The organism is Pseudomonas sp. TWR2-1-1, assembly GCF_049897045.1.
GTDB lineage: Bacteria > Pseudomonadota > Gammaproteobacteria > Pseudomonadales > Pseudomonadaceae > Aquipseudomonas > Aquipseudomonas versuta.
The window spans coordinates 776,142-798,328 of the sequence record NZ_JAFCVM010000001.1; the positions used below are offsets into that span (position 1 = coordinate 776,142).

Genomic DNA, 22,187 nt, shown 5'->3' on the forward strand with positions numbered 1-22,187 from the left:
TCACCTCATACGAGGAACAGGAGGAATCCATGATTTGCCCAAATAAAGCCAAGCCCGGTTTGAGGCCGTTCAGCCAGTTGCAGCACCCCCGTGAGGTGATCCGCCAGTTCACGCCTAACTGGTTTGCAGCGACCATGGGGACGGGAGTCCTGGCGTTGGCATTGGCCCAGCTGCCGGTGCATATCCCTGGCATACATGTGTTTGCTGAAGGGTTATGGCTGTTCAATATTGTCTTGTTCATTCTGTTCAGCGTGCTTTATGGCGCGCGCTGGGTGCTGTACTTCGACGAAGCGCGGCGTATTTTCGGGCATTCCACTGTGTCGATGTTTTTCGGCACCATTCCCATGGGGCTTGCGACCATCATCAATGGTTTTCTGGTGTTTGGAGTGCCGCGTTGGGGCAGCGACATGGTGCAGGTGGCCGAGCTGTTGTGGTGGATTGATGTCGCCATGGCCCTGGGTTTCGGGGTGCTGATTCCTTACCTGATGTTTACCCGGCAGGACCACAGCATCGATCAAATGACCGCGGTGTGGTTGTTGCCAGTGGTGGCGGCGGAGGTAGCCGCGGCCAGCGGCGGGCTGCTGGCGCCCCATTTGAGCGACACCCTCGCGCAGTTTCATGTGTTGATTACCAGCTATGTGCTGTGGGCATTCTCGGTGCCGGTGGCATTCAGTATTCTGACTATTTTGATTCTGCGCATGGCGCTGCATAAATTGCCCCACGAAAGCATGGCCGCCTCAAGCTGGCTGGCTTTGGGACCAATTGGCACCGGCGCCCTGGGTTTGCTGCTGTTGGGGGCCGATGCTCCTGCGATCTTTGCGGCCAATGGCCTGGGGCGGATCGGTGAAATAGTCGAGGGCCTGGGCCTTATCTCCGGGGTGATTCTGTGGGGCGTTGGCTTGTGGTGGATCGTGATGGCATTAATGATCACGGCACGCTATTTCCGTGCAGGCATCCCGTTCAACCTGGGGTGGTGGGGCTTTACCTTCCCGCTGGGCGTGTACTCATTGGCCACCCTGCGTCTGGGCAGTGTTCTGCACCTTGCCTTCTTTGATGTGGCCGGTTGCGTGCTGGTGATGTTGTTGGCGCTGATGTGGTTGATCGTGGGCACGCGAACCGTGCAGGGGGCCTACCGTGGCGAGTTGTTTGTGTCGCCCTGCATTGCCGGGCTGAAGAAGTAGGTCTGGCGCTCAGGTTCTGCACCAAACGGCTGAACAGGCTGTTTTTGCTACAGAACCTGAGCAAGGTTGTGCCCTGAGTGATACAACGGCTCTCCAATGAGAAAGCCGTTCGGCGCAACGTGAGTACATGGATGATGAGTCACCCCTCGCAGTTCAGTTTGCTGAGGAAGCGCCGCTTCCTGCCGTTCTTCGTGACCCAGTCCTTGGGTGCACTCAATGACAACCTGTTTAAACAGTCGCTGATTCTGGCCATCCTTTATAAGTTGAACATCGAAGGTGATCGCGGGATCTGGATCAACCTGTGTGCGCTGCTCTTTATAGTGCCTTTCTTTTTGTTCTCGGCACTGGCCGGACAGTTTGGCGAGAAGTACCCGAAGGATCGTCTGATCCGGCTGATCAAGCTGGGTGAAATTGCGATCATGGTCGTAGGCGCAATCGGTTTTGCCTTCGATCACCTGGCGTTGATGCTGGTCGCGCTGTTCGCGATGGGGACTCACTCGGCACTGTTTGGGCCGGTGAAGTATTCGATCCTGCCCCAGACCCTGCATGAGGATGAACTGGTGGGGGGTAATGGTCTGGTCGAGATGGGGACCTTCCTCTCGATTCTGGCCGGCACCATTGGCGCCGGGATCATGCTCTCATCCAGTCACTACACGGTGGTTGTGTCCGTGGTGATCGTTTCGGTTGCGGTGCTCGGCTATCTGGCCAGCCGCGCAATTCCGCGGGCTGCGGCTGATACGCCGGATCTGAAGTTGAACTGGAATATCTTCCGCGAGTCCTGGGCTACCCTGCGAATGGGGTTAAACCAGACTCCTGCAGTGTCGCGTTCTGTCGTCGGAAACTCATGGTTCTGGTTTGTAGGTGCGATTTACCTGACGCAAATCCCGGCCTACGCCAAAGACTGGCTGTATGGCGATGAAACCGTAGTGACCCTGATTCTGACGGTGTTTTCGGTGGGTATTGCACTGGGCTCGATGCTGTGTGAAAAGCTCTCGGGGCGTAAGGTCGAGATTGGCCTGGTGCCCTTTGGCTCGTTTGGTCTGACCCTGTTTGGCCTGTTGCTGTGGTGGCATTCGGGGCACATGCCGCAAAACATTCAAGCCAATGACTGGCTGGGCGTTCTGGGCTTCAGCCAGGCCTGGTGGGTGTTGTTCGATATTCTCGGGTTGGGCGTGTTTGGCGGTTTCTACATTGTGCCGCTGTATGCGCTGATCCAGTCGCGCACGGCCGAAAACGAGCGGGCGCGGGTGATCGCTGCCAACAACATCCTCAATGCACTGTTTATGGTGGTGTCTGCAATAGTCACCATCCTGCTGCTGAGCGTGGCCAAGCTGACGATTCCCGAGTTGTTCCTGGTGGTCTCGGTGATGAATATCGCGGTCAACACTTACATTTTCAAAATCGTTCCTGAATTCAGCATGCGCTTCATGATCTGGCTGCTCAGCCATTCCATGTATCGCGTGGAGCACAAGAATCTGCAGCTGATTCCGGACGAAGGCGCCGCGTTGCTGGTGTGCAACCACGTTTCGTTTGTCGATGCGCTATTGATTGGTGGTGCTGTACGTCGGCCAATTCGCTTTGTGATGTATTACAAAATCTACGATCTGCCGGTACTCAACTTTATCTTTCGTACTGCGGGCACGATTCCGATTGCCGGGCGTGCTGAAGATGAAGCGATTTATGAAAAAGCGTTCAGCCGCATTGCCCGGTATCTGGAAGATGGCGAGCTGGTGTGCATCTTTCCCGAGGGCAAGCTGACCACCGACGGCGAGATTGGCGAGTTCAAGGCGGGGGTGACGCGGATTCTGGAGCGTACGCCGGTGCCGGTGATTCCGATGGCGTTGCAAGGGTTGTGGGGCAGCTTCTTCAGCCGGGATCCGCACAAGGGGTTGTTCCATCGACTCTGGTCGCGGGTGACGCTGGTGGCGGGTGCGCCGATACCGGCCAGGGAGGCCACGCAGCAGGTCTTGAGAGAAAGGGTCAGTGAGTTGCGGGCACAGAAGAGGTAGATATTGCCTGCTCGGGGTGGGAGCTGGCTTGCCAGCGATGGCATTGAGCGGGTCGATGCCATCGCGTGCAAAGGGTGCCTGCTTAAGCGCTCATTTTGAGGCCGACCAGGCCGGCAATGATCAGCGCAACACTGGCCAGTCGGAACAGCGCCATGGATTCGCCAAACAGGATGATCCCGGCGATCACGGTGCCGACTGCGCCAACCCCGGTCCAGATTGCATAGGCAGTGCCCAGTGGCAGCTCTTTCATGGCCAGCCCGAGCAAGCCGAGGCTGATAATCATGGCGCCTACAGTCAGCGCCGTAGGGAGCGGGCGACTGAAGCCGTCTGTGTATTTCAGGCCGACGGCCCAGCCAACTTCAAACAGGCCGGCAAAAAACAGAATAATCCAGGACATTGCAATCTCCATCAACTGATGGGGTCGTCCCCGGAGTAATCACTCGATGAGTCGCGAGGTCGTCCTCGCAGTGCGCAGTATATTGCACATGATTAATCTGCCAGACAACCCCGAAGTGTCATTCTGTAGCCGCTTTTTGTGCCGCGATGCGGTCTTCCTTCTCGCTCATGCGCCGGAAATACGTCGAAAGCAGTGCCCCGGAGATGTTGTGCCACACGCTAAACAGTGCGCTGGGTACTGCCGCCAGGGGCGAGAAGTGCGCACTGGCCAATGCGGCCCCCAGGCCCGAGTTCTGCATGCCGACTTCCAGTGCCAGGGATTTACGCTGGGCCAGGGGCAGCTTGAACAGGCGACCGGTAAAGTAACCCAGCAAATAGCCGAAGCTGTTGTGCAGGATTACCACGGCCATGATCAGCAAGCCTGACTTGGCGATCTGCGCCTGACTGGCCGCGACCACGGCGGCGACGATAATCACAATACTGATCACCGAGACCAGCGGCAGTACGTCAACCGCGAAGCGCACCCGTGCCCCCAGCAATCGCTGAGCCAGAACGCCCAGCACGATCGGCAGCAGCACTACCTGCAGAATCGACCAGAACAGTTCCATGAAGGAAACCGGTAGCCACGCCGATGCCAGCAACCAGATCAGCGCCGGCGTCAGCAGCGGAGCGAGCAGGGTGGTGACAGCGGCAATGGCTACGGACAGGGCCAGATCGCCCCGTGCCAGCCAGGTCATGACATTGGAAGAGGTGCCGCTTGGGCAGCAGCCGACGAGAATCACGCCAACGGCAATTTCCGCTGGCAGGTGGAAAACCTGGCAAAGCAACCACGCCACGCCGGGCATGATCACGAAATGAGCGATGACGCCCAGTGCCACGCGCCATGGGTGGCGGGCGACCTCGGCGAAATCTTCGAGTTTGAGGGTCAGGCCCATGCCGAACATCACCAGGCCCAGCAGGGGCACGATGAAGCCTTTAAGGCCGATGAACCAGGCCGGTTCAAGAAACGCCAGTACGGCGAATATCAGTACCCAATAAGCGAAGGTATTACCGACAAAGCGGCTTAAAGCAGCAAGTGCACGCATGGTGTTCCTTTATTGTGATTATTAGATATCCCTCTGCAGGAGCGAGCTTGTTCGCGAGATCTTCGTTGCAGCATTGAAAAAGCTCGCTCCTGCAGCAGATATGGATGGATCAGATTCCCTGCGGAATCTCTTCACCACCCAGTGCTTCGAACAGCTGTGGCAAGAACTCGCCAAAAGTCAGCATCATCAGGGTGAAGCTGGCGTCCTGCTGGCCCAGATCGTCGTCTCCGCCGTCCTGTTCTGCCTGATCTTGCAGCAGGTCTTCAAACTTGAGGCGTTTGACTACCAGTTTGTCGTCCAGTACGAACGACAGCTTGTCTTGCCAGGCCAGTGACAGCTGAGTCACAACCTTGCCGGTGCTCAGGTGCAGCTGAATTTCGTCGCTGGTCAGGTCCTGACGCTTGCAGCGGATGATGCCGCCGTCTTCGTGGGTATCGCGCAACTCGCATTCATCAAGGACAAAGAAGTTGTCGGCAGCTTTTTGGGTTTTGACCCATTCAGTCATGACCGCGCTTGGAGCCATTTTCACAGCCAGAGGGCGAACCGGCAGCGAGCCGATGACTTCACGCAGGGTCGACAGCAAGTCTTCGGCGCGTTTAGGGCTGGACGCATTGACCAGGATCAGGCCCTGTTTAGGTGCGATGGCCGCAAAGGTTGCCGAGCGACGAATAAAGGCGCGGGGCAAGAAGGCCTGGATGATTTCATCCTTGAGCTGATCGCGTTCCTTCTTATAGACCTTGCGCATCTGTTCGGCTTCGATCTCTTCGACCTTGTCCTTTAATGCATCACGTACAACGCTGCCTGGCAGAATGCGTTCTTCTTTACGGGCCGCGATCAGCAGGAAGTCCTGGCTGACGTGAACCAGCGGTGCGTCCTCACCTTTGCCGAAAGGGGCAACGAAACCGTAGGTGGCTAATTCCTGGCTTGAACACGAGCGGGCCGGTTTGGTGGCCAGTGCAGTTTCCAGCACCTGCGCATCAAAAGGCAGATCTTGGGTCAGGCGATAGATAAGCAGGTTTTTGAACCACATGGGGTGAATCACTCCTATATACAAAGCAGGCATTATTCGCTTCATGGAGCCATAGGCCAACCCTGCGCTAACCCTTTGGCAGGCTTAGAAAAATTATTTTAAAAAGTGCTTGCCAGACTATAGGTCGCTACGTAGAATGCGCGCCACACCGAGAGTGAAAGGGTGATTAGCTCAGCTGGGAGAGCATCTGCCTTACAAGCAGAGGGTCGGCGGTTCGATCCCGTCATCACCCACCATTCGCTCACAGTGTTACGCGCAGCGGTAGTTCAGTCGGTTAGAATACCGGCCTGTCACGCCGGGGGTCGCGGGTTCGAGTCCCGTCCGCTGCGCCATATTTTAACCACAAGCCCTTGAACGCTTGTGGTCAGGGGAAGCCCGCTGAATGCGGGCTTTTTCTTGAAAGGCTTCGATTTTGCAGTTCGCTGCAGGATCAAAGAGCAGGGCGTTGGAAACGGAAGTTTTTACCGAGTTTTGAAAAAAACTTTAATAAAAACAACCACTTACACAAAAAGTGTGAGAGAATGCGCCCCGCAACGAGAGTGAAGTGAAAGGGTGATTAGCTCAGCTGGGAGAGCATCTGCCTTACAAGCAGAGGGTCGGCGGTTCGATCCCGTCATCACCCACCATTCGCTTTCAGTGTTACGCGCAGCGGTAGTTCAGTCGGTTAGAATACCGGCCTGTCACGCCGGGGGTCGCGGGTTCGAGTCCCGTCCGCTGCGCCATATTAGAGTCACAAGCCCCTTGAACGCTTGTGACACGCAATAAAGCCTGCCTTGTGCAGGCTTTTTTGTGCGCGTGTGTTTTTTGTAGATCCGGTAGGAGTGAGCTTGCTGGCGAGCATTTCAACGCAGCAACGAAGAGCTCGCGAGCAAGCTCGCTCCTACAGGGTTTGTATTCCAAAAAATTCAGTTCAGCCTGTGTTAGAAATCCCAGCGCGTACTGACCATGACATTGCGCGGGTCACCGTAGTACGACGAGTTATAGAAACCGATATTGGTGTAGTACGACTTGTCGAACACGTTATTCAGATTGACGGTGGCCGAGAGGTTTTTCGTAAGCTGGTAGCGAGCCATCAGGTCAACCAGCCAGTACGGATCTTGTGAAAACTTCTCTTCGACCCCGCCTTTATTCCAGTTGGTCAGCATTTGCCAGCCCGTACCCTGCCAGCGAACCCCGCCGCCCAGAGTCAGCTTGTCGAGGTCGCCGGTCAGCTTGTAGCTGGTGTACAGATTGATTTGATCCTCGGGCTCCCACGTCGATACCTTTTTACCGCTCTGATCACGGCTGATCTTGTGCGTGTAGCCCGCCTGCAACTGCCAGCCGGGCATAAGCTCGCCAGAAATTTCTGCTTCATAGCCTCTGGTTTTGGCTTTGATGCCTTTATAGGCGTACTCAATGTCCGGATTGGTCGGATGGGCGTTATAGACAGTGTCTGCTTCTGGCCGGTTGTCCTGATGAACCTCGAAGTAGGCCAGGCTTGAATTCAGGCGGCCATCAAAGAACTCGCCTTTCAAGCCCAGCTCATAGTTGGTGCCTTCATCGGGCTCAAGCATCTTGTTGTCGCGATCGCGGTAATAGGACTGCGGCAAAAAAATTTCGGTATAGCTGGCGTAGGCGGAAATATTTTCGTTGATGTCGTAGATCACCCCGGCATAGGGCAGCACCTTGCCGGTGTCTTTGGCATGACTGGTGCCCGTCAGGGTGTAATCGGCCACGCGCGTACCGAGCATTAGCGTCAGATCATCGGTGAGACTGAAGCGCCCGGTCATGTAAGTACCGGTCTGGCGCGTTGTTTCATCGTTGTAGGAGGTTACGTTGCCCCAGTCCGGTTCGAGGCTGTCGCCATCCCAGTTGTAGTAGTCATAGGCGTTGTCGACCATTTTGGCGTTGGTGTAGTCCTTGCCGGTCCAATGCGACTTCGCTACCGAGCCGCCGATCACCAATTGATGTTCGCGCCCCAGCAAGCTGAATGGACCGCTGGCAAACAGGTCACCACTGTCGCTGACGTATTCGCCGGTGTACTTGCGGGCCAGCATTGGCGCCAGTCCGGTGTTCACGTCCGGGTCCAGCAGCGCGCCAAGCGGTGCGTTATAGCCGTTGACCTGGTGGTTGTACTGGCCTTTGACTACCCAGCCGTTATCAAAGCTGTGTTCCAGGGTTGAAAACACCGTGCGCGTGTATTGCTCCCAGCTGCTCCATTTCGCACCGTTGTTGAATGAGCGAGGGGTGCTGATGCGCTCGCCGGCGGAGTTGAACAGTGAGGCACTGCCCGACCAGCTGGAGCCTTTTGGGTGGTTGTTCTGATAATCGGCGCCGAGAGTCAGCAGGGTGTCCGGCGTCAGGTCCACTTCCAGAATGCCGTAGTAAACCTCGCTGTCGCGCTTGTAGTGGTCCATGAACGAGTGTTTGTCCTGATAGGCCGCCACGGCCCGGCCCCGCACATTGCCGCTTTCGGTCAGCGGCCCGCTGACGTCGATCCCGGAGCGGTAGTTGTCCCAGGACCCTGCGCCCACATCCACATGGGCCTTGAACTCGCGGGTCGGTTTTTTGCGCACCATATTGATGGTGCCGCCGGGGCCGCCTGCGCCGGTGAGCAACCCGGTTGCACCCTTGAGAATTTCGACCCGGTCGTAAATGGCAGTGTCGGTCAGGGTGTGCCCGGCAGAGTATTGCGGGTCTTGCAGGATCGGAATGCCGTCGTACTGAAAGTTCTTGATCGCAAAACCGCGCGAATAGTAGCTGGTGCGATCACTGTCATAGGTTGCAACGGTGATGCCGGGGGTATGACGCATCACATCATCGATCGAGTTGAGACCGAAATCGTCCATTGCCTGGCGCGTGACCACGGATATCGACTGTGGGGTTTCGCGCGGCGTCAGCACCATGCGCGTGGCAGTAGCGATGCTGCCGGGGGTGTAGGAGCCCGAACCTTCTGTGATGGTGCCCAGCTGGTTGGCGCTGACTTGCGTGGCGCCCAGTTCCAGACTGCCGCCCGCCGCAGGCAATGCATCGAGCGTGTAGCCATTGGCACTTTTAACGGCGGTATAGCCGCTGTCGCGCAACAAAGCTTCGAATCCGGAATGCTCGTTGTAGGTGCCGTGCAGCCCAGGAGTCGTCAGTCCGTCCAGGCTGGCGGACTGAAAAATAATCGCTACCCCGGCCTGTTGTGCAAAGCGATTCAGGGCGCTGCTCAGCGGGCCGGATGGAATGTCATAGGTTTTCGATGCCGACTGCGCCTGAGCGACGGTGCTGCACAGCACGCCACTCGCCGAAGCGACAATCAAGTGAATGGCCAGGGCCAGCGGGGTGCAAGCCCGCGGGCTAAAACGTCCGCGAGGGTGGGAGGAAGTCAGCATGGGAAGCGCAGTCCTTTAGGGTTCTATGTATCTACCTTGACGGCTGGCTCGAAAAAAGCGGAACTAATGCGAATAATTATTTTTTAGATTGCTGTGGCTGACTGATCACCACCAGCCACGGGCTGTAGGTTTTAATCGTCACAGGCAGGGTTTCAGCAATCAATTGCAGAGCCCGATCGGTGTTATCCAGCGGCAATACGGCCGATACGCGCAAATTGGCCAGGGCCTGGCGGTCAAATTGAAGATGGCCGCGACGATGCCGGGAGATTTCATCAAGCACCAGAGTCAGAGGCTGGTTATCGACCACCATTTGGTGACGCCGCCATGCCTCATCAATGCTGGCGGGGTCGAACGTACCTGACAGTTCTACCGAGTCGCGGCGGATCAGCGCCCGGGAGCCAGTACCGACCTCCAGTGTCTGTTGCTCGTCAGCGCTCTGTGCGGCTACCCGCGACTGCAGCATGCTCAAAACAGTGGTGTCGGGCAGATGTTTGACCACGAAGCGGGTGCCCAGCGCGCGCATGCTGCCCTCGTCGGTCTGCACGATAAAGGGGCGGGCGCTGTCATGAGCAACGTCCACCAGTACTTCTCCTTGCAGTAACTCGATGCGCCGTTCCTGGTCGTTGAAATGCACATTCACTGCACTGGTACCGCTGAGGGTGATCGTTGAGTTGTCGGCCAGACGCAGGGTTTTCCAGTCATTGGGGCCGGTCCTGATATCGGCCATCCACTGCTTTGGATACTGGCTTTGCAATATCAGTGCGCTCGGTAATCCCAGGCAGCCGGCAATCAGTAGTGCGCGCAATACCCGCTTGCCTCGGCCAGCAGGCTTGCCTCTGCTAAAGGCGGCGGTGAGTGCGGCATTGGCCGGGGCGGATTGCCCGCGCAATGACTGCAGGCGGCTGATCACATCTTGCATGCGCAGGGCAGCGGCAGCGTGCTGCGGACTTTGTCGCTTCCAGCACTCGAATTGCAGGCGCAGCGCATCATTGGTGCTTTCTTCATGCAGTTGAAGAATCCACTCGGCGGCTTGCTCGTCAATGGTCAGGTGCGGCACGGGCATGGTCAGGTATCCAGGCTATGGCTGCAGTGCAGCAAGGCCTGGATCAGGTACTTGCGCACCGTACGATCAGACAGCGCCAGTTGCCGGGCGATCTCGCTCTGTTTCAAGCCATCGAGGTAATACAGGACAAAGGCCTGGCGAACCTTGTCCTGCATACCTTCCAGAATGAACGCGATGTGTTCGAGTGCTTCCAGCGTGGTGAGGATCTGCTCGGGTGATTGATAGCCTTCGAGGGCTTGTGCGGTCAGCGCAAGTTCTTGCAGGTAGGCGTTTTCGATGTGTTTGCGCCGCACCTGATCAATGATCAGGCGGCGTGCGGTCGTGCTCAAAAACGCCCGGGGCTCGCGCAGGGTGGCGACCGACTCGCGGGCGTTGAGAATTCGGGTAAAGGTGTCTTGTGCCAGGTCTTCGGCATTCCGGGCGCAGCCGAGTTTTCTTCGCAGCCAGCCAAACAGCCAGCCGTGATGCTCGCAGTACAGATTGGAAATCGCAGCCTGGAACGCAGGTTCACCCGTAGACATAGGTTATGGCTCAGACGTTATTGAGAACTATTACTAATTCTGAATGCAAGTCCGGGGTAAACGCAACTGCGAATGATTGCAGGAGCGCGCTGTCTGCAGGCGCGGGCTTATGTGCAGGAGCGAGCTTGCTCGCGGGCTTTTCAAGAGCTCGCGAGCAAAGGGGGGGCAGGTCAGTTTTTGGCGATCAGGTTGCCTGCGTGCAGGCCACATTCTTTTTGCGTTGCCTCTTCCCACCACCAGCGACCTTCGCGCTCGTGCTGGTTTGGCAGCACCGGGCGGGTGCAGGGCTCGCAGCCAATGCTGATAAAACCACGCTCGTGCAGGCTGTTGTACGGCAACTCCAGCATGCGGATGTAGCCCCAGACTTCCTCGCTGGTCATTTGCGCCAGCGGGTTGAATTTGTACAGCGCTCGCTCGGGTGTGGAGAATGCGCCATCAATTTCCAGGGCCGCCACCTGGCTGCGGGTGCCCGGGCTTTGGTCGCGGCGCTGACCGGTGGCCCAGGCCTTGACGGTCGACAGTTTGCGGCGCAGCGGCTCGATTTTACGCACGCCGCAGCACTCGCCGTGGCCATCTTTATAGAAGCTGAACAGGCCTTTTTCTTTGACGAACGGCTCAAGCCTGCTTTGATCCGGCGAGATCAGCTCGATCTGGATCTTGTAGTGCTCGCGCACCTGCTCGATAAACCGGTAGGTCTCAGGGTGTAGGCGGCCGGTGTCGAGGCTGAAAACCTTGACGTTCTTGTTCAGCTTCCAGGCCATGTCCACCAGCACGACATCTTCGGCGCCGCTGAATGAGATCCAGAGTTCGTCACCAAAATGTTCAAAGGCTAGTTTGAGAATGTCCTGCGGGGACTTGCTGGCGTATGTCGCGGCGAGTTCGGCGACGTCGAACGGATGGCTCATCAGGCGGCTTCCTACAGTGAATGGCGCTGGGCGCTCTCTAGTGGTGGCGATGTTAGCAAAAACCGCGGGCTACAGGGTTTGCAGCGTATCAAGCAGCACTTTGACCTTGGTGATCGATTCCTGATATTCGTCCTGCCAATGCGAGTCGGCCACAATCCCGCCGCCGCCCCAGCAGTTCACTTGTCCGTCCTTGATCAGCAGGCTGCGAATGGCGATGGAGCTGTCCATCTCGCCACGCACGTCGAGATACATGAGCGAGCCGCAGTAAATGCTACGCCTGGTCGGTTCCAGCTGATCAATGATCTGCATTGCGCGGATTTTCGGGGCGCCGGTAATCGAGCCGCCCGGGAAGCTGTCGCCAATCAAATCCAGCGCGTCTTTGCCTTCGGCCAGTTGCCCGGTGACGCTGCTCACCAGGTGGTGAACATTGGGGTAGCTTTCCAGGGTGAATAGTTGGGGGACGCTTACCGAGCCGGTGCGACAGGTGCGGCCCAGATCATTGCGCAGCAGGTCAACGATCATCAGGTTCTCTGCACGATCCTTTGGGCTTGCCAGTAGTTCGGCGGCGTTTGCCGCATCTTCGGCGCTGTCTTTGCCTCGCGGGCGGGTGCCTTTGATCGGGCGGGTTTCCACCTGGTTGTGGCTGACCCGCACAAAGCGCTCCGGTGACAGGCTCAAAATAGCGTTGTTTTGCGTCAGGCTCATAAAACCTGAGAACGGCGTCGGGCAGGCGGCGCGCAGTGCGCAATAGGCAGTCCAGCTGTCGCCCTGGCACGGTGCGCTGAAACGCTGGGTGTAATTGACCTGATAGCAGTCGCCGGCCTGGATGTAGCGCTGAACCTGCTCCAGTGCCTGCTCATACTGGCGGGCGCTGATGTCCGGCTGCATGGGTCGTTTTAGCGAGAATGCCTGGTTCAGTGCTGGCGCCGGTTGGCTGAACAGCAGCAGCAAACGTTCGCGTTCGCTGGCCGCCAGCGCGGGATGAAACACCAGTTGGCTGGTGAGTTGCTGGTGATCGCTGATCAATGCCCAGGCATACAGGCCCAGTTGTGCATCCGGCAATTGCAGATCATCGCTGGACTGCGCGGGCAGTTGCTCAAGACGGCGCCCGAAGTCGTAACTCAAATAGCCGATCAGCCCGCCGGCAAACGGCAGTTCGTAGGGGTCCGGCAGGCTGGCGTTACCGAGTTGCTTCAGACTGTCGCGCAGGCGCTGTAAAAAATGGCGTCCCGATTCCTCCGGTTGCACGCACAACTCTGCCAGCGGCCAGGCGCTGAGCAGGTCGTAACGGCCACGTTCGGCTGCAGGGCGACCGCTGTCCAGCAGCACGGCGCCGGGCGCATGGCGAATCGCCGCAAAATACTCGGCGGGATTGGCCTGGTAAGGCAGGGGATGTACAGAGCAGGTCAACATGCGAAGCCAATCAGCCATCGGAGCGGGGTGGCGATTGTAATCCTGTGCAAGGCAGCAACCAAGCCTTGAGGGAGCGGATGGCAAGAGCCTTGTGGGAGCCGGCTTGCCAGCGATGTTTTGATAAACCGCATTGATGCCATCGCGGGCAAGCCCGCTCCCACAAGTGTTGCCTGGGCTTTATTCGGTGGAGTGGATATGCCCGAACAACTCCTGGGCAAAGCGCACGCGTTCTTCCGCAGTTTCCTGAATGCCTTTGGCGGCCAGCTCTTCAAGGTGGGCTTCTACTGCGTGGGTGCGCAGCGTCAGACCGCAATCGTTGGCAATCTGGATGTTCAGGCCCGGGCGGGCATTGAGCTCCAGAATCAGCGGGCCTTTCTCCTGGTCGAGCACCATGTCGACGCCGATGTAGCCCAGCCCGCACAGCTCATAGCAGCCGGCAGCCAGTTTCATGAAACCGTCCCAATTGGGCAGTTGCACGCCGTCTACCGCATTGGTGGTGTCGGGGTGTTTGCTGATGATGTTGTTCAACCAGGTGCCGCGCAGGGTCAGGCCGGTCGCCAGATCGACGCCGACCCCGATCGCGCCCTGGTGCAGGTTGGCCTTGCCGCCCGATTGGCGGGTCGGCAAGCGCAGCATGGCCATCACCGGGTAGCCCATCAAAACGATGATGCGAATGTCCGGCACACCTTCATAGCTGATGCTTTTGAAGATCTGGTCCGGGATAACCCGGTACTCGATCAGTGCCCGGTCGCGGTGGCCGCCCAGGGAATAAAGGCCGGTCAGAATGCTTGAAATCTGATGTTCGATTTCATCGTGACTGATGATCTTGCCCGACACTGTACGAAAACGATCTTCGAAACGGTCGGCGATCACCAGAATGCCGTCGCCGCCCGCACCTTGTGCGGGCTTGATCACGAAGTCGTTACGGCCACCAATGATGTCGTCGAGTTTTTCGATTTCTTTCTCGGTGGAGATCACCCCGTACATTTCCGGTACGTGGATCCCCGCCTTGATGGCGCGCTCCTTGGTAATGATCTTGTCATCCACAATCGGATACAGGCTGCGCTTGTTGTACTTGAGTACGTAGTCCGCATTGCGCCGATTGATGCCCATGATGCCTCTGGCTTCCAGGGCCTTCCAGGTCTTCCAGAAGCCAAACATCAGGAGTCAGCCTTCATGAAGGCCTTGAAACGGATCAGCTCGGTCAGGCGGTAGCCGCGATAGCGACCCATGGCCAGCATGAAGCCCACCAGAATCAGCAGAACGGCCGGGAACGTAAACACGAAGTACACCAGTTCCGGGATGCTCATGACCAGGTACGCCAGCGTCGCGGCGAACAGCGTTCCAATTGCGACTTTCATTGCATGACCGCCACCACGTTCTTCCCACGTGATCGACAGGCGCTCGATAGTCATGGTCAGAATTACCATCGGGAACAGTGCCACTGACAGTCCGCGCTCCAGGCCCAGTTTGTGACTGAACAGGCTGATGGCCGCGATCAGTATCACCACGAAGGTCAGTACCACGGACAGTCGCGGCAGCATTTGCAGCTTCAGGTGCTCCAGATAGGAGCGCAACATCAATCCGAGTGCCGTTATCACCGTAAACAGGATGATGCCGAACTCCAGCTGGGTTTCGCGGAACGCCAGGGCAATCAGTACCGGGGTGAACGTCCCCAGGGTCTGCAGGCCGATCAGGTTGCGCAGGACCAGAATCACCAGCACGCCAATCGGGATCATCACCATGATCATGAACGTTTGCTGGGTTTGCAGTGGCAGGCCGTACAACGAGTACTCAAGGAAGTTGGCGTCGGTGTTCTCGTCCGTCAGCTTGGCCAGGCGGATGGCGTTCATTTCACTGTTGTTCAGGCTGAACGTGACGTTCGGCTTCTTGCCACCATCCACGGTGACCATGGGTTCGTCACCGATCCACCAAAGCAGACGGTCGGACGGCAGGCCTTGCTCGCCGGTTTCCGGATTGAAATACAGCCAGTCATTGCCGTTGAAACTGCGCAGCCACAGTTCAGGGTTCTGCGGCTGATCGGCTACCAGGCGGATGGTGTGGACTTTTTCCATCGGTACGTGGGCAATCGACAGCAACAGTTCGATGACCTGGGCTTTATGCGCGGTGGACGGGTCGCCGGCCAGCAGCAGTTTGACGTTGTCATCATTGGGGTTGTTCACCCGCTTGATGGTTTCGCTGATAAAGGTTTCGACGTCGGCAGAGTGCTGGCGAATCGGCGCCAGCAATGCTTCGGCAGCAATCTTTTCCGGGCCTTCAACGGCAATGCTGTCGCGGAAGACCGGGCCTTTGACCTTGGACTTGTCACCCGAATAGCGCTTGGTCAATACCAGGCGGTAGTAAAGGGTTTGCTTGCCGCTCACACGGCGTGCGGACCAGGTCACCTTGCGGTTGCCATCAACCCGGTTGACGCTCACCCCGTAGTTATTGGAAATAAAGCTTTCGTTCAGGCTGACGTAGTCGCGGTTGAGGGGCGGCACGAACATCTGAATCTTGACCGGGTCTTTTGAGCTGGCAACGAACTCGACTTTGGCATCGATGTTCCACAGGTCGTCGGTTGCGTCTTCGGTCACAGGAATGCCGAGAGCAAAAATCTGATAGGCAGTAATCGAAATGCCCAGCACCACAAGGATGGTGATCAAGATTTTCAGGTGAAGGGTAAGGGCGCGCATTTCAATTACTCTGCGGTTTGAGCGTTAGCGACACAGGCAGGTTTGCCAGCAGCGTATTTAAGACTTGGGTCGACCAGCGCATCAAAGCGCTTGAGTGCTTCGGAGCCGATCAACAACGGGTATTGGAACGCACTTCTATCAGTCAAGTTCACTTCTATGGTGCGTAAAGCCTTGCCCATGCAAATTTCCAGGGCAATCACAGGGCGCGAGGTGTAGTTCTTGTCAGCCTGGGGATCGTAGTCCCCCGAGCGGCGCTTGATCTTGCTGACCCGCGCCAGTGGGCGTTCGATGGGGTGCGAATGGGCATCATCAATGGCCAGATAGAAGCGTACCCAGCTCTCTCCGTCACGTTTGAAGCGCTTTATGTCACGGGCACTGAGGGACGCGGTTTTGGCGCCGGTGTCGAGTTTGGCGGCCACTTGCAGATCAATGCCCGCCAGTTCGGCGTATTCATTGAGGCCGTACACGGTCTTTTCGCCACCAAGGCTCAAGCCCGGTACGCACAGCAGACAAAGGAGGGTATAGAGGGGGAAAAATTTCATAAATCGGGGCGCGGTCTCTTGCAATCTTCAGTTCAAGGCACTGGCAGTACAGAGCAAGTTTCCTCGTGCGGCTGCCCCCGGATGAGGGCAGGGCGGATGCGGGCGGCATTCTAACATGAAGGTTACATGGCGCCAGCGTTGAGGCACTTTGACCGGGGCCTCCGGGCTGTCGATTCAACTAAGGTCGTACGGGGTGATTGTCGACAATCTTTATTTATCCTTTGACTGTTAGCGCTCAAATCGCTAATTTCAGGGCTATTGATTTGCAAGGTGTCGACAATATGCTGCAAGCACTAGATCCCGCCGTCATCGCTGCGGCCGATTCGGAAACCCTTTCCGAGAACGTCTTCCGGCGTATTCAGGCAGCTATTGTCAAAGGTGAAATCGCTCCCGGCAGCAAGATCTCCGAACCTGAACTGGCTCGCACCTATGGCATCAGCCGCGGGCCATTGCGTGAAGCGATTCACCGTCTGGAAGGTCAGCGTCTGCTGGTGCGAATCCCTCATGTGGGCGCCCGGGTAGTGTCGTTAAGTCACGCCGAACTGATTGAGCTCTACGAAATTCGCGAGTCCCTCGAAGGCATGGCCTGCCGCCTGGCTGCCGAACGCATGAGCGATGAAGACATCGCCGAGCTGCGTCGGGTGCTCGAAACCCATGAGCGCGATGAGGCGTTTCAAGCAGGTGTCGGCTACTACCAGCAGGAAGGCGACTTCGATTTTCACTACAAGATCATTCAAGGCAGCGGCAATCGCACGCTGACCCAAATGCTCTGCGGCGAGCTTTACCAGCTGGTGCGCATGTACCGCATCCAGTTTTCCACCACGCCCAATCGCCCGCATCAGGCATTTGCCGAGCACCACCGCATTCTCGATGCCATTGCCGATCGCGACGGCGAATTGGCCGAATTGTTGATGCGCCGCCATATCGGCGCCTCGAAACGCAATATTGCGCGTCACTACCAAGACAGCGCCCAGCAGACAGCCACTCCACGAGGTGAGTCATGAGCAATAAAAACAGTCCAGGCCAGCGTTTCCGTGATGCAGTCGCCAGTGAACATCCTTTGCAGGTTGTGGGTGCGATCAATGCCAACCATGCATTGCTGGCCAAACGTGCCGGTTTCAAGGCGATTTATCTGTCGGGTGGCGGTGTCGCTGCAGGCTCTCTGGGCGTGCCGGACCTGGGCATTACCGGCCTGGACGATGTACTGACCGATGTCCGGCGCATCACCGACGTGTGCGACCTGCCGCTGCTGGTGGACGTGGACACGGGCTTCGGCTCCTCGTTCTTCAACGTGTCGCGCACCGTCAAATCGATGATCAAGTTTGGCGCGGCGGCGATTCACATCGAAGACCAGGTCGGTGCCAAGCGTTGTGGCCATCGTCCGAACAAGGAAATCGTCTCGCTGCAAGAGATGGTCGACCGTATCAAAGCGGCCGTTGATGCCCGGACCGATGACAGCTTCGTGATTATGGCGCGCACCGATGCCTTGGCGGTCGAGGGCCTGGAGTCGGCGCTGGAACGTGCCGCCGCCTGTGTTGAAGCCGGTGCCGATATGGTGTTCCCGGAAGCCATTACCGAGCTTGAGATGTACAAACTGTTCGCCAACCGGGTGAAAGCGCCGATTCTGGCCAACATCACCGAGTTCGGTGCCACGCCGCTGTACACCACCGAGCAACTGGCCAGTGCCGATGTATCGCTGGTGCTGTACCCGCTGTCGGCATTCCGGGCGATGAACAAGGCGGCTGAAAACGTCTACGGCGCCATCCGCCGCGACGGTACCCAGCAGAACGTGATCGACACCATGCAAACCCGTATGGAGCTGTACGACGCCATCAACTACCACTCCTTCGAGCAAAAACTCGACGCCGTGTTTGCCGCCAATAAGTAGGCGCAATACCCGTAGTCGCTGTCGAGCCATGCGAGGCTGTGATCGAGCGCGAAGCGGTCGCAAACCAGACGACGCGATCAGTCAGACATAGTGTGTTTTAAGGTCTACGACTGCTTCGCAGCCGATCGCAGCCTCGCATGGCTCGGCAGCGACTACAGAGTTTACGATCACCCCGTGATTACGTTTTAGAACTTGCCGAATCCCTAACAAATTCAAGATTGGAGAGCGCAATGGCCGAAGCAAAAGTATTGAGTGGCGCCGGATTACGCGGCCAGGTGGCCGGGCAAACAGCCTTGTCCACCGTTGGCCAGGAAGGCGCGGGCCTCACTTACCGTGGTTATGACGTACGTGAGCTGGCAGCCGAAGCCCGCTTTGAAGAAGTGGCCTATCTGCTGCTGTACGGCGAGCTGCCGAACAAAACCGAGCTGGCGGCCTATATGGGCAAGCTCAAAACCCTGCGCGACTTGCCGCAAACCCTGAAGGAAGTGCTGGAGCGCATCCCCGCCGACGCCCATCCGATGGATGTGATGCGTACCGGCTGTTCATTTCTGGGCAACCTTGAACCCGAACTGGACTTCGCCCGTGAGCGCGACGTAACCGATCGGCTGCTGGCCGCTTTCCCGGCCATCATGTGCTACTGGTATCGCTTCAGCCATGACGGCCTGCGCATCAACTGCGTGACCGACGAAGAGTCCATTGGCGGTCACTTCCTGCACCTGTTGCACGACAAAAAACCGAGCGAGCTGCACGTCAAGGTGATGAACGTGTCTCTGATTCTGTATGCCGAGCACGAATTCAACGCCTCGACGTTCACGGCGCGGGTCTGTGCTTCGACCCTGTCCGACCTGTACTCGTGCATCACGGCCGCTATCGGTGCGCTGCGCGGCCCACTGCACGGTGGCGCCAACGAAGCGGCAATGGAAATGATCGAACGCTTCGGTTCGGCAGAAGAAGCAGTCCAGGGCACCCTCGAGATGCTGGCGCGCAAAGACAAGATCATGGGCTTTGGCCACGCGATTTATAAAGACAGCGATCCGCGTAACGAAGTGATCAAGGGCTGGTCGAAAAAACTGGCTGACGAAGTGGGTGACACCACGTTGTTCCCGGTTTCCGAAGCCATCGACAAAACCATGTGGGAGCAAAAGAAGCTGTTCCCCAACGCCGACTTCTACCATGCCTCGGCGTATCACTTCATGGGCATTCCCACCAAGCTGTTTACCCCGATCTTTGTCTGCTCACGTCTGACCGGCTGGGCTGCGCACGTGTTCGAACAGCGTGCCAACAACCGCATCATCCGCCCGAGTGCCGAGTACATCGGCGTCGAACAGCGCAAGTTCGTGCCAATCGAACGCCGCTGACCAGCAGGCTGCCTGTACCTCACCCACTGTAGGAGCGAGCTTGCTCGCGAGCTCTTTAAACAGCTCGCGAGCAAGCTCGCTCCTACAGGAGGTGGAGATGACCTAACCGTGATCGAGTCCCACGCCATGAATACTGAATTTCGCAAAACACTACCGGGCACCCGGCTGGATTATTTCGACACCCGCGCGGCGGTCGATGCGATCAAGCCCGGTGCTTACGACACCCTGCCTTACACCTCCCGGGTACTGGCCGAAAACCTGGTACGTCGCTGTGACCCTGCGACCCTGAACGCCTCATTGAGCCAGTTGATCGAGCGCAAGCGCGACCTCGACTTTCCCTGGTTTCCGGCGCGTGTGGTGTGCCATGACATTCTCGGGCAGACCGCGCTGGTCGATCTCGCCGGTTTGCGCGACGCCATTGCCCTGCAAGGCGGTGATCCGGCGCAAGTGAACCCGGTGGTTCCAACCCAATTGATTGTCGACCACTCGTTGGCGGTGGAGCGTGACGGTAACGATCCCGAGGCGTTTGAAAAGAACCGCGCTATTGAGGACCGTCGCAACGAAGACCGCTTCCACTTTATTGAGTGGACGAAAAAAGCTTTCAAAAACGTCGACGTCATTCCGCCGGGAAACGGCATCATGCACCAGATCAACCTGGAGAAAATGTCTCCGGTGATCCAGGTGCGTGACGGTGTGGCATTTCCGGATACCTGCGTCGGCACCGACAGCCATACCCCGCACGTTGATTCCCTGGGCGTTATCGCCATTGGTGTGGGTGGTCTTGAAGCCGAGAGCGTGATGCTCGGCCGTGCTTCGTGGATGCGCCTGCCGGAAATCGTCGGTGTTGAGTTGACCGGCAAGCTGCAGCCGGGCATCACGGCGACCGATATGGTGCTGGCACTGACCGAGTACCTGCGCAAGCAAAAAGTCGTCGGCGCCTGGCTGGAGTTTTTCGGCGAAGGTGCTGCGGCGCTGACCCTGGGGGATCGCGCCACCATCTCCAACATGGCTCCGGAGTACGGGGCCACGGCTGCGATGTTCTACATCGACCAGCAAACCATCGACTACCTCAAGCTGACCGGTCGCGAAGACCAGCAAGTGCAGTTGGTCGAAAGCTACGCCAGGCTCACCGGCCTGTGGGGTGACAGCCTTAAACAGGCGCAATACGAGCGCGGCCTGAGTTTTGACCTGTCCAGTGTTGTGCGCAACATGGCAGGCCCGAGCAACCCCCACGCCCGCGTCGCCACCAGCGACCTTGCGGCCAAGGGGATTGCCGGTCAGTGGGATGACGTGCCGGGGCAAATGCCTGACGGCGCGGTGATCATTGCCGCCATCACCAGCTGCACCAACACCAGCAACCCGCGCAACGTGATTGCGGCAGGCCTGATCGCCCGCAACGCCAACAGACTCGGTCTGACCCGTAAGCCATGGGTCAAGTCGTCACTGGCACCCGGCTCGAAAACGGTTGCGCTGTATCTGGACGAAGCCGGTTTGACCGAGGAGCTGGAGCAGTTGGGCTTTGGTGTGGTCGCGTTTGCCTGCACCACCTGCAATGGCATGTCCGGGGCGCTCGACCCTGAAATCCAGCAGGAAATCATCGACCGTGATCTCTACGCGACGGCCGTGCTGTCGGGCAACCGCAACTTTGACGGGCGGATTCACCCGTACGCCAAGCAGGCATTTCTGGCTTCGCCGCCGTTGGTGGTGGCCTATGCGATCGCCGGGACCATCCGTTTCGATATCGAAAAAGACGTGTTGGGGCTGGATGCCGACGGGAACGAAGTACGCCTGAAAGATATCTGGCCGAGCGACGAAGAAATCGACGCCGTGGTCAAGCGCTCGGTCAAGCCGGAGCAGTTCCGTCAGGTTTACATTCCGATGTTTGCCATTCATGAAGACACCGGTCCTAAAGTCGAGCCGCTTTATAACTGGCGCCCGCAAAGCACTTACATTCGTCGTCCGCCGTATTGGGAAGGCGCTCTGGCCGGTGCGCGTCCGCTCAAGGGCATGCGTCCGCTGGCAGTGCTGCCGGACAACATCACCACCGATCACCTGTCGCCGTCCAACGCAATCATGCTCGACAGCGCCGCCGGTGAGTACCTGGCAAAAATGGGCCTGCCGGAAGTCGACTTCAACTCCTATGCCACGCACAGGGGCGACCACCTGACCGCCCAGCGCGCCACTTTCGCCAACCCGAAACTGTTCAACGAAATGGTGATCGAGGACGGCAAGGTCAAGCAGGGTTCGTTGACCCGTCTTGAGCCCGAAGGCCAGGTGATGCGCATGTGGGAAGCCATCGAAACCTATATGGATCGCAAGCAGCCGCTGATCATCATTGCCGGTGCCGATTACGGTCAGGGCTCGTCCCGTGACTGGGCTGCCAAGGGCGTGCGTCTGGCCGGGGTCGAAGCCATTGCGGCAGAGGGCTTTGAGCGGATTCACCGCACCAACCTGGTAGGGATGGGCGTGTTGCCGCTGGAATTTATGCCGGGTACCAATCGCAAAACCCTGCAGATCGACGGTAGCGAGACTTACGACGTGATCGGCGAGCGCACCCCGCGCGCCACGTTGACGCTGGTGATTACCCGCAAAAACGGCGAACGCGTCGAGGTGCCGGTGATGTGCCGTCTGGACACTGCCGAAGAGGTTTCCATCTATGAAGCCGGCGGCGTGTTGCAGCGCTTTGCCCAGGACTTCCTGGAGTCGGCCACGGCTTAATTACAGTGCCGGGGCCCCGAGCCCCGGCC

Annotated in this window: 17 protein-coding genes and 4 tRNA genes; 10 read left to right on the top strand and 11 right to left on the bottom strand. The window is 58.0% G+C overall.

The annotated features are described in order from the left end of the window. Positions 1-29 precede the first annotated feature (29 nt). Complete coding sequence (locus ACP7BO_RS03720; protein WP_073508844.1) at positions 30-1,181, top strand: TDT family transporter; 1,152 nt, start codon at positions 30-32, stop codon at positions 1,179-1,181. Positions 1,182-1,315: 134 nt separating this feature from the next. After that, positions 1,316-3,190 carry an MFS transporter gene (locus ACP7BO_RS03725; RefSeq protein WP_426208920.1) on the top strand — a complete coding sequence of 625 codons (1,875 nt, stop codon included), beginning with the start codon at positions 1,316-1,318 and terminating at the stop codon, positions 3,188-3,190. Positions 3,191-3,272: 82 nt separating this feature from the next. Here the strand turns inward: ACP7BO_RS03725 and sugE are convergent, their stop codons facing one another. The 3 genes from sugE to rdgC all read right to left on the bottom strand — a co-directional run bounded on the left by sugE (position 3,273) and on the right by rdgC (position 5,701). Continuing rightward, complete coding sequence (gene sugE, locus ACP7BO_RS03730) at positions 3,273-3,587, bottom strand: quaternary ammonium compound efflux SMR transporter SugE (protein WP_060691055.1); 315 nt, start codon at positions 3,585-3,587, stop codon at positions 3,273-3,275. Between the two features lie 118 nt (positions 3,588-3,705). Then, positions 3,706-4,671: a bile acid:sodium symporter family protein gene (locus ACP7BO_RS03735; RefSeq protein WP_397455979.1), complete on the bottom strand. Its 966-nt coding sequence runs from the start codon at positions 4,669-4,671 to the stop codon at positions 3,706-3,708. Positions 4,672-4,780: 109 nt separating this feature from the next. Then, on the bottom strand, positions 4,781-5,701 hold the full coding sequence (gene rdgC / locus ACP7BO_RS03740; protein ID WP_003442690.1) for a recombination-associated protein RdgC: 921 nt from the start codon (positions 5,699-5,701) through the stop codon (positions 4,781-4,783). A gap of 160 nt (positions 5,702-5,861) precedes the next feature. Between rdgC and ACP7BO_RS03745 the strand changes: the two genes are divergently transcribed. The 4 genes from ACP7BO_RS03745 (at position 5,862) to ACP7BO_RS03760 (ending at position 6,423) form a co-directional block, all read left to right on the top strand. After that, positions 5,862-5,937, top strand: a tRNA-Val gene (locus tag ACP7BO_RS03745). 19 nt (positions 5,938-5,956) lie between these two features. Next, positions 5,957-6,033: transfer RNA gene (locus ACP7BO_RS03750), tRNA-Asp, on the top strand. Between the two features lie 218 nt (positions 6,034-6,251). Further along, positions 6,252-6,327, top strand: a tRNA-Val gene (locus ACP7BO_RS03755). A gap of 19 nt (positions 6,328-6,346) precedes the next feature. Then, positions 6,347-6,423, top strand: a tRNA-Asp gene (locus tag ACP7BO_RS03760). Positions 6,424-6,621: 198 nt separating this feature from the next. Here the strand turns inward: ACP7BO_RS03760 and ACP7BO_RS03765 are convergent. From ACP7BO_RS03765 to ACP7BO_RS03800, 8 genes are all read right to left on the bottom strand, one after another. After that, positions 6,622-9,057, bottom strand: a complete 2,436-nt coding sequence (locus ACP7BO_RS03765) for a TonB-dependent siderophore receptor (RefSeq protein ID WP_426208669.1) — start codon at positions 9,055-9,057, stop codon at positions 6,622-6,624. Positions 9,058-9,133: 76 nt separating this feature from the next. Continuing rightward, the gene (locus ACP7BO_RS03770) at positions 9,134-10,120 is read right to left on the bottom strand and encodes a FecR family protein (RefSeq protein ID WP_426208671.1); all 987 of its coding nucleotides are present in this window, start codon (positions 10,118-10,120) and stop codon (positions 9,134-9,136) included. Positions 10,121-10,122: 2 nt separating this feature from the next. Further along, positions 10,123-10,641 carry a sigma-70 family RNA polymerase sigma factor gene (locus ACP7BO_RS03775; RefSeq protein ID WP_426208673.1) on the bottom strand — a complete coding sequence of 173 codons (519 nt, stop codon included), beginning with the start codon at positions 10,639-10,641 and terminating at the stop codon, positions 10,123-10,125. Positions 10,642-10,811: 170 nt separating this feature from the next. Beyond that, positions 10,812-11,546, bottom strand: a complete 735-nt coding sequence (locus tag ACP7BO_RS03780) for a phosphoadenylyl-sulfate reductase (RefSeq protein WP_060691060.1) — start codon at positions 11,544-11,546, stop codon at positions 10,812-10,814. Between the two features lie 69 nt (positions 11,547-11,615). Next, positions 11,616-12,959 carry an aminodeoxychorismate synthase component I gene (gene pabB, locus ACP7BO_RS03785; protein WP_397455983.1) on the bottom strand — a complete coding sequence of 448 codons (1,344 nt, stop codon included), beginning with the start codon at positions 12,957-12,959 and terminating at the stop codon, positions 11,616-11,618. A gap of 177 nt (positions 12,960-13,136) precedes the next feature. Continuing rightward, positions 13,137-14,120: an alpha-L-glutamate ligase-like protein gene (locus ACP7BO_RS03790; RefSeq protein WP_397455984.1), complete on the bottom strand. Its 984-nt coding sequence runs from the start codon at positions 14,118-14,120 to the stop codon at positions 13,137-13,139. Beyond that, complete coding sequence (locus ACP7BO_RS03795; RefSeq protein WP_426208676.1) at positions 14,120-15,652, bottom strand: inactive transglutaminase family protein; 1,533 nt, start codon at positions 15,650-15,652, stop codon at positions 14,120-14,122. Before ACP7BO_RS03795 ends, ACP7BO_RS03790 begins: the two co-directional genes overlap by 1 nt. 5 nt (positions 15,653-15,657) lie before the next feature. Next, on the bottom strand, positions 15,658-16,194 hold the full coding sequence (locus ACP7BO_RS03800) for an ATP-dependent zinc protease family protein (protein WP_060691063.1): 537 nt from the start codon (positions 16,192-16,194) through the stop codon (positions 15,658-15,660). Positions 16,195-16,475: 281 nt separating this feature from the next. On the opposite strand from ACP7BO_RS03800, the gene ACP7BO_RS03805 reads away from it, so the two are divergent. From ACP7BO_RS03805 to acnD, 4 genes are all read left to right on the top strand, one after another. After that, complete coding sequence (locus tag ACP7BO_RS03805; protein WP_426208678.1) at positions 16,476-17,198, top strand: GntR family transcriptional regulator; 723 nt, start codon at positions 16,476-16,478, stop codon at positions 17,196-17,198. Further along, the gene (prpB, locus tag ACP7BO_RS03810; RefSeq protein ID WP_426208680.1) at positions 17,195-18,082 is read left to right on the top strand and encodes a methylisocitrate lyase; all 888 of its coding nucleotides are present in this window, start codon (positions 17,195-17,197) and stop codon (positions 18,080-18,082) included. The genes ACP7BO_RS03805 and prpB overlap by 4 nt, the downstream gene beginning before the upstream one ends. A 230-nt stretch (positions 18,083-18,312) precedes the next feature. After that, positions 18,313-19,440: a bifunctional 2-methylcitrate synthase/citrate synthase gene (gene prpC, locus ACP7BO_RS03815; RefSeq protein WP_426208682.1), complete on the top strand. Its 1,128-nt coding sequence runs from the start codon at positions 18,313-18,315 to the stop codon at positions 19,438-19,440. A gap of 126 nt (positions 19,441-19,566) precedes the next feature. Further along, entirely contained in the window at positions 19,567-22,158 is a 2,592-nt protein-coding gene (gene acnD, locus ACP7BO_RS03820; protein WP_397455986.1) for a Fe/S-dependent 2-methylisocitrate dehydratase AcnD, read from the top strand. Positions 22,159-22,187: the final 29 nt, after the last annotated feature.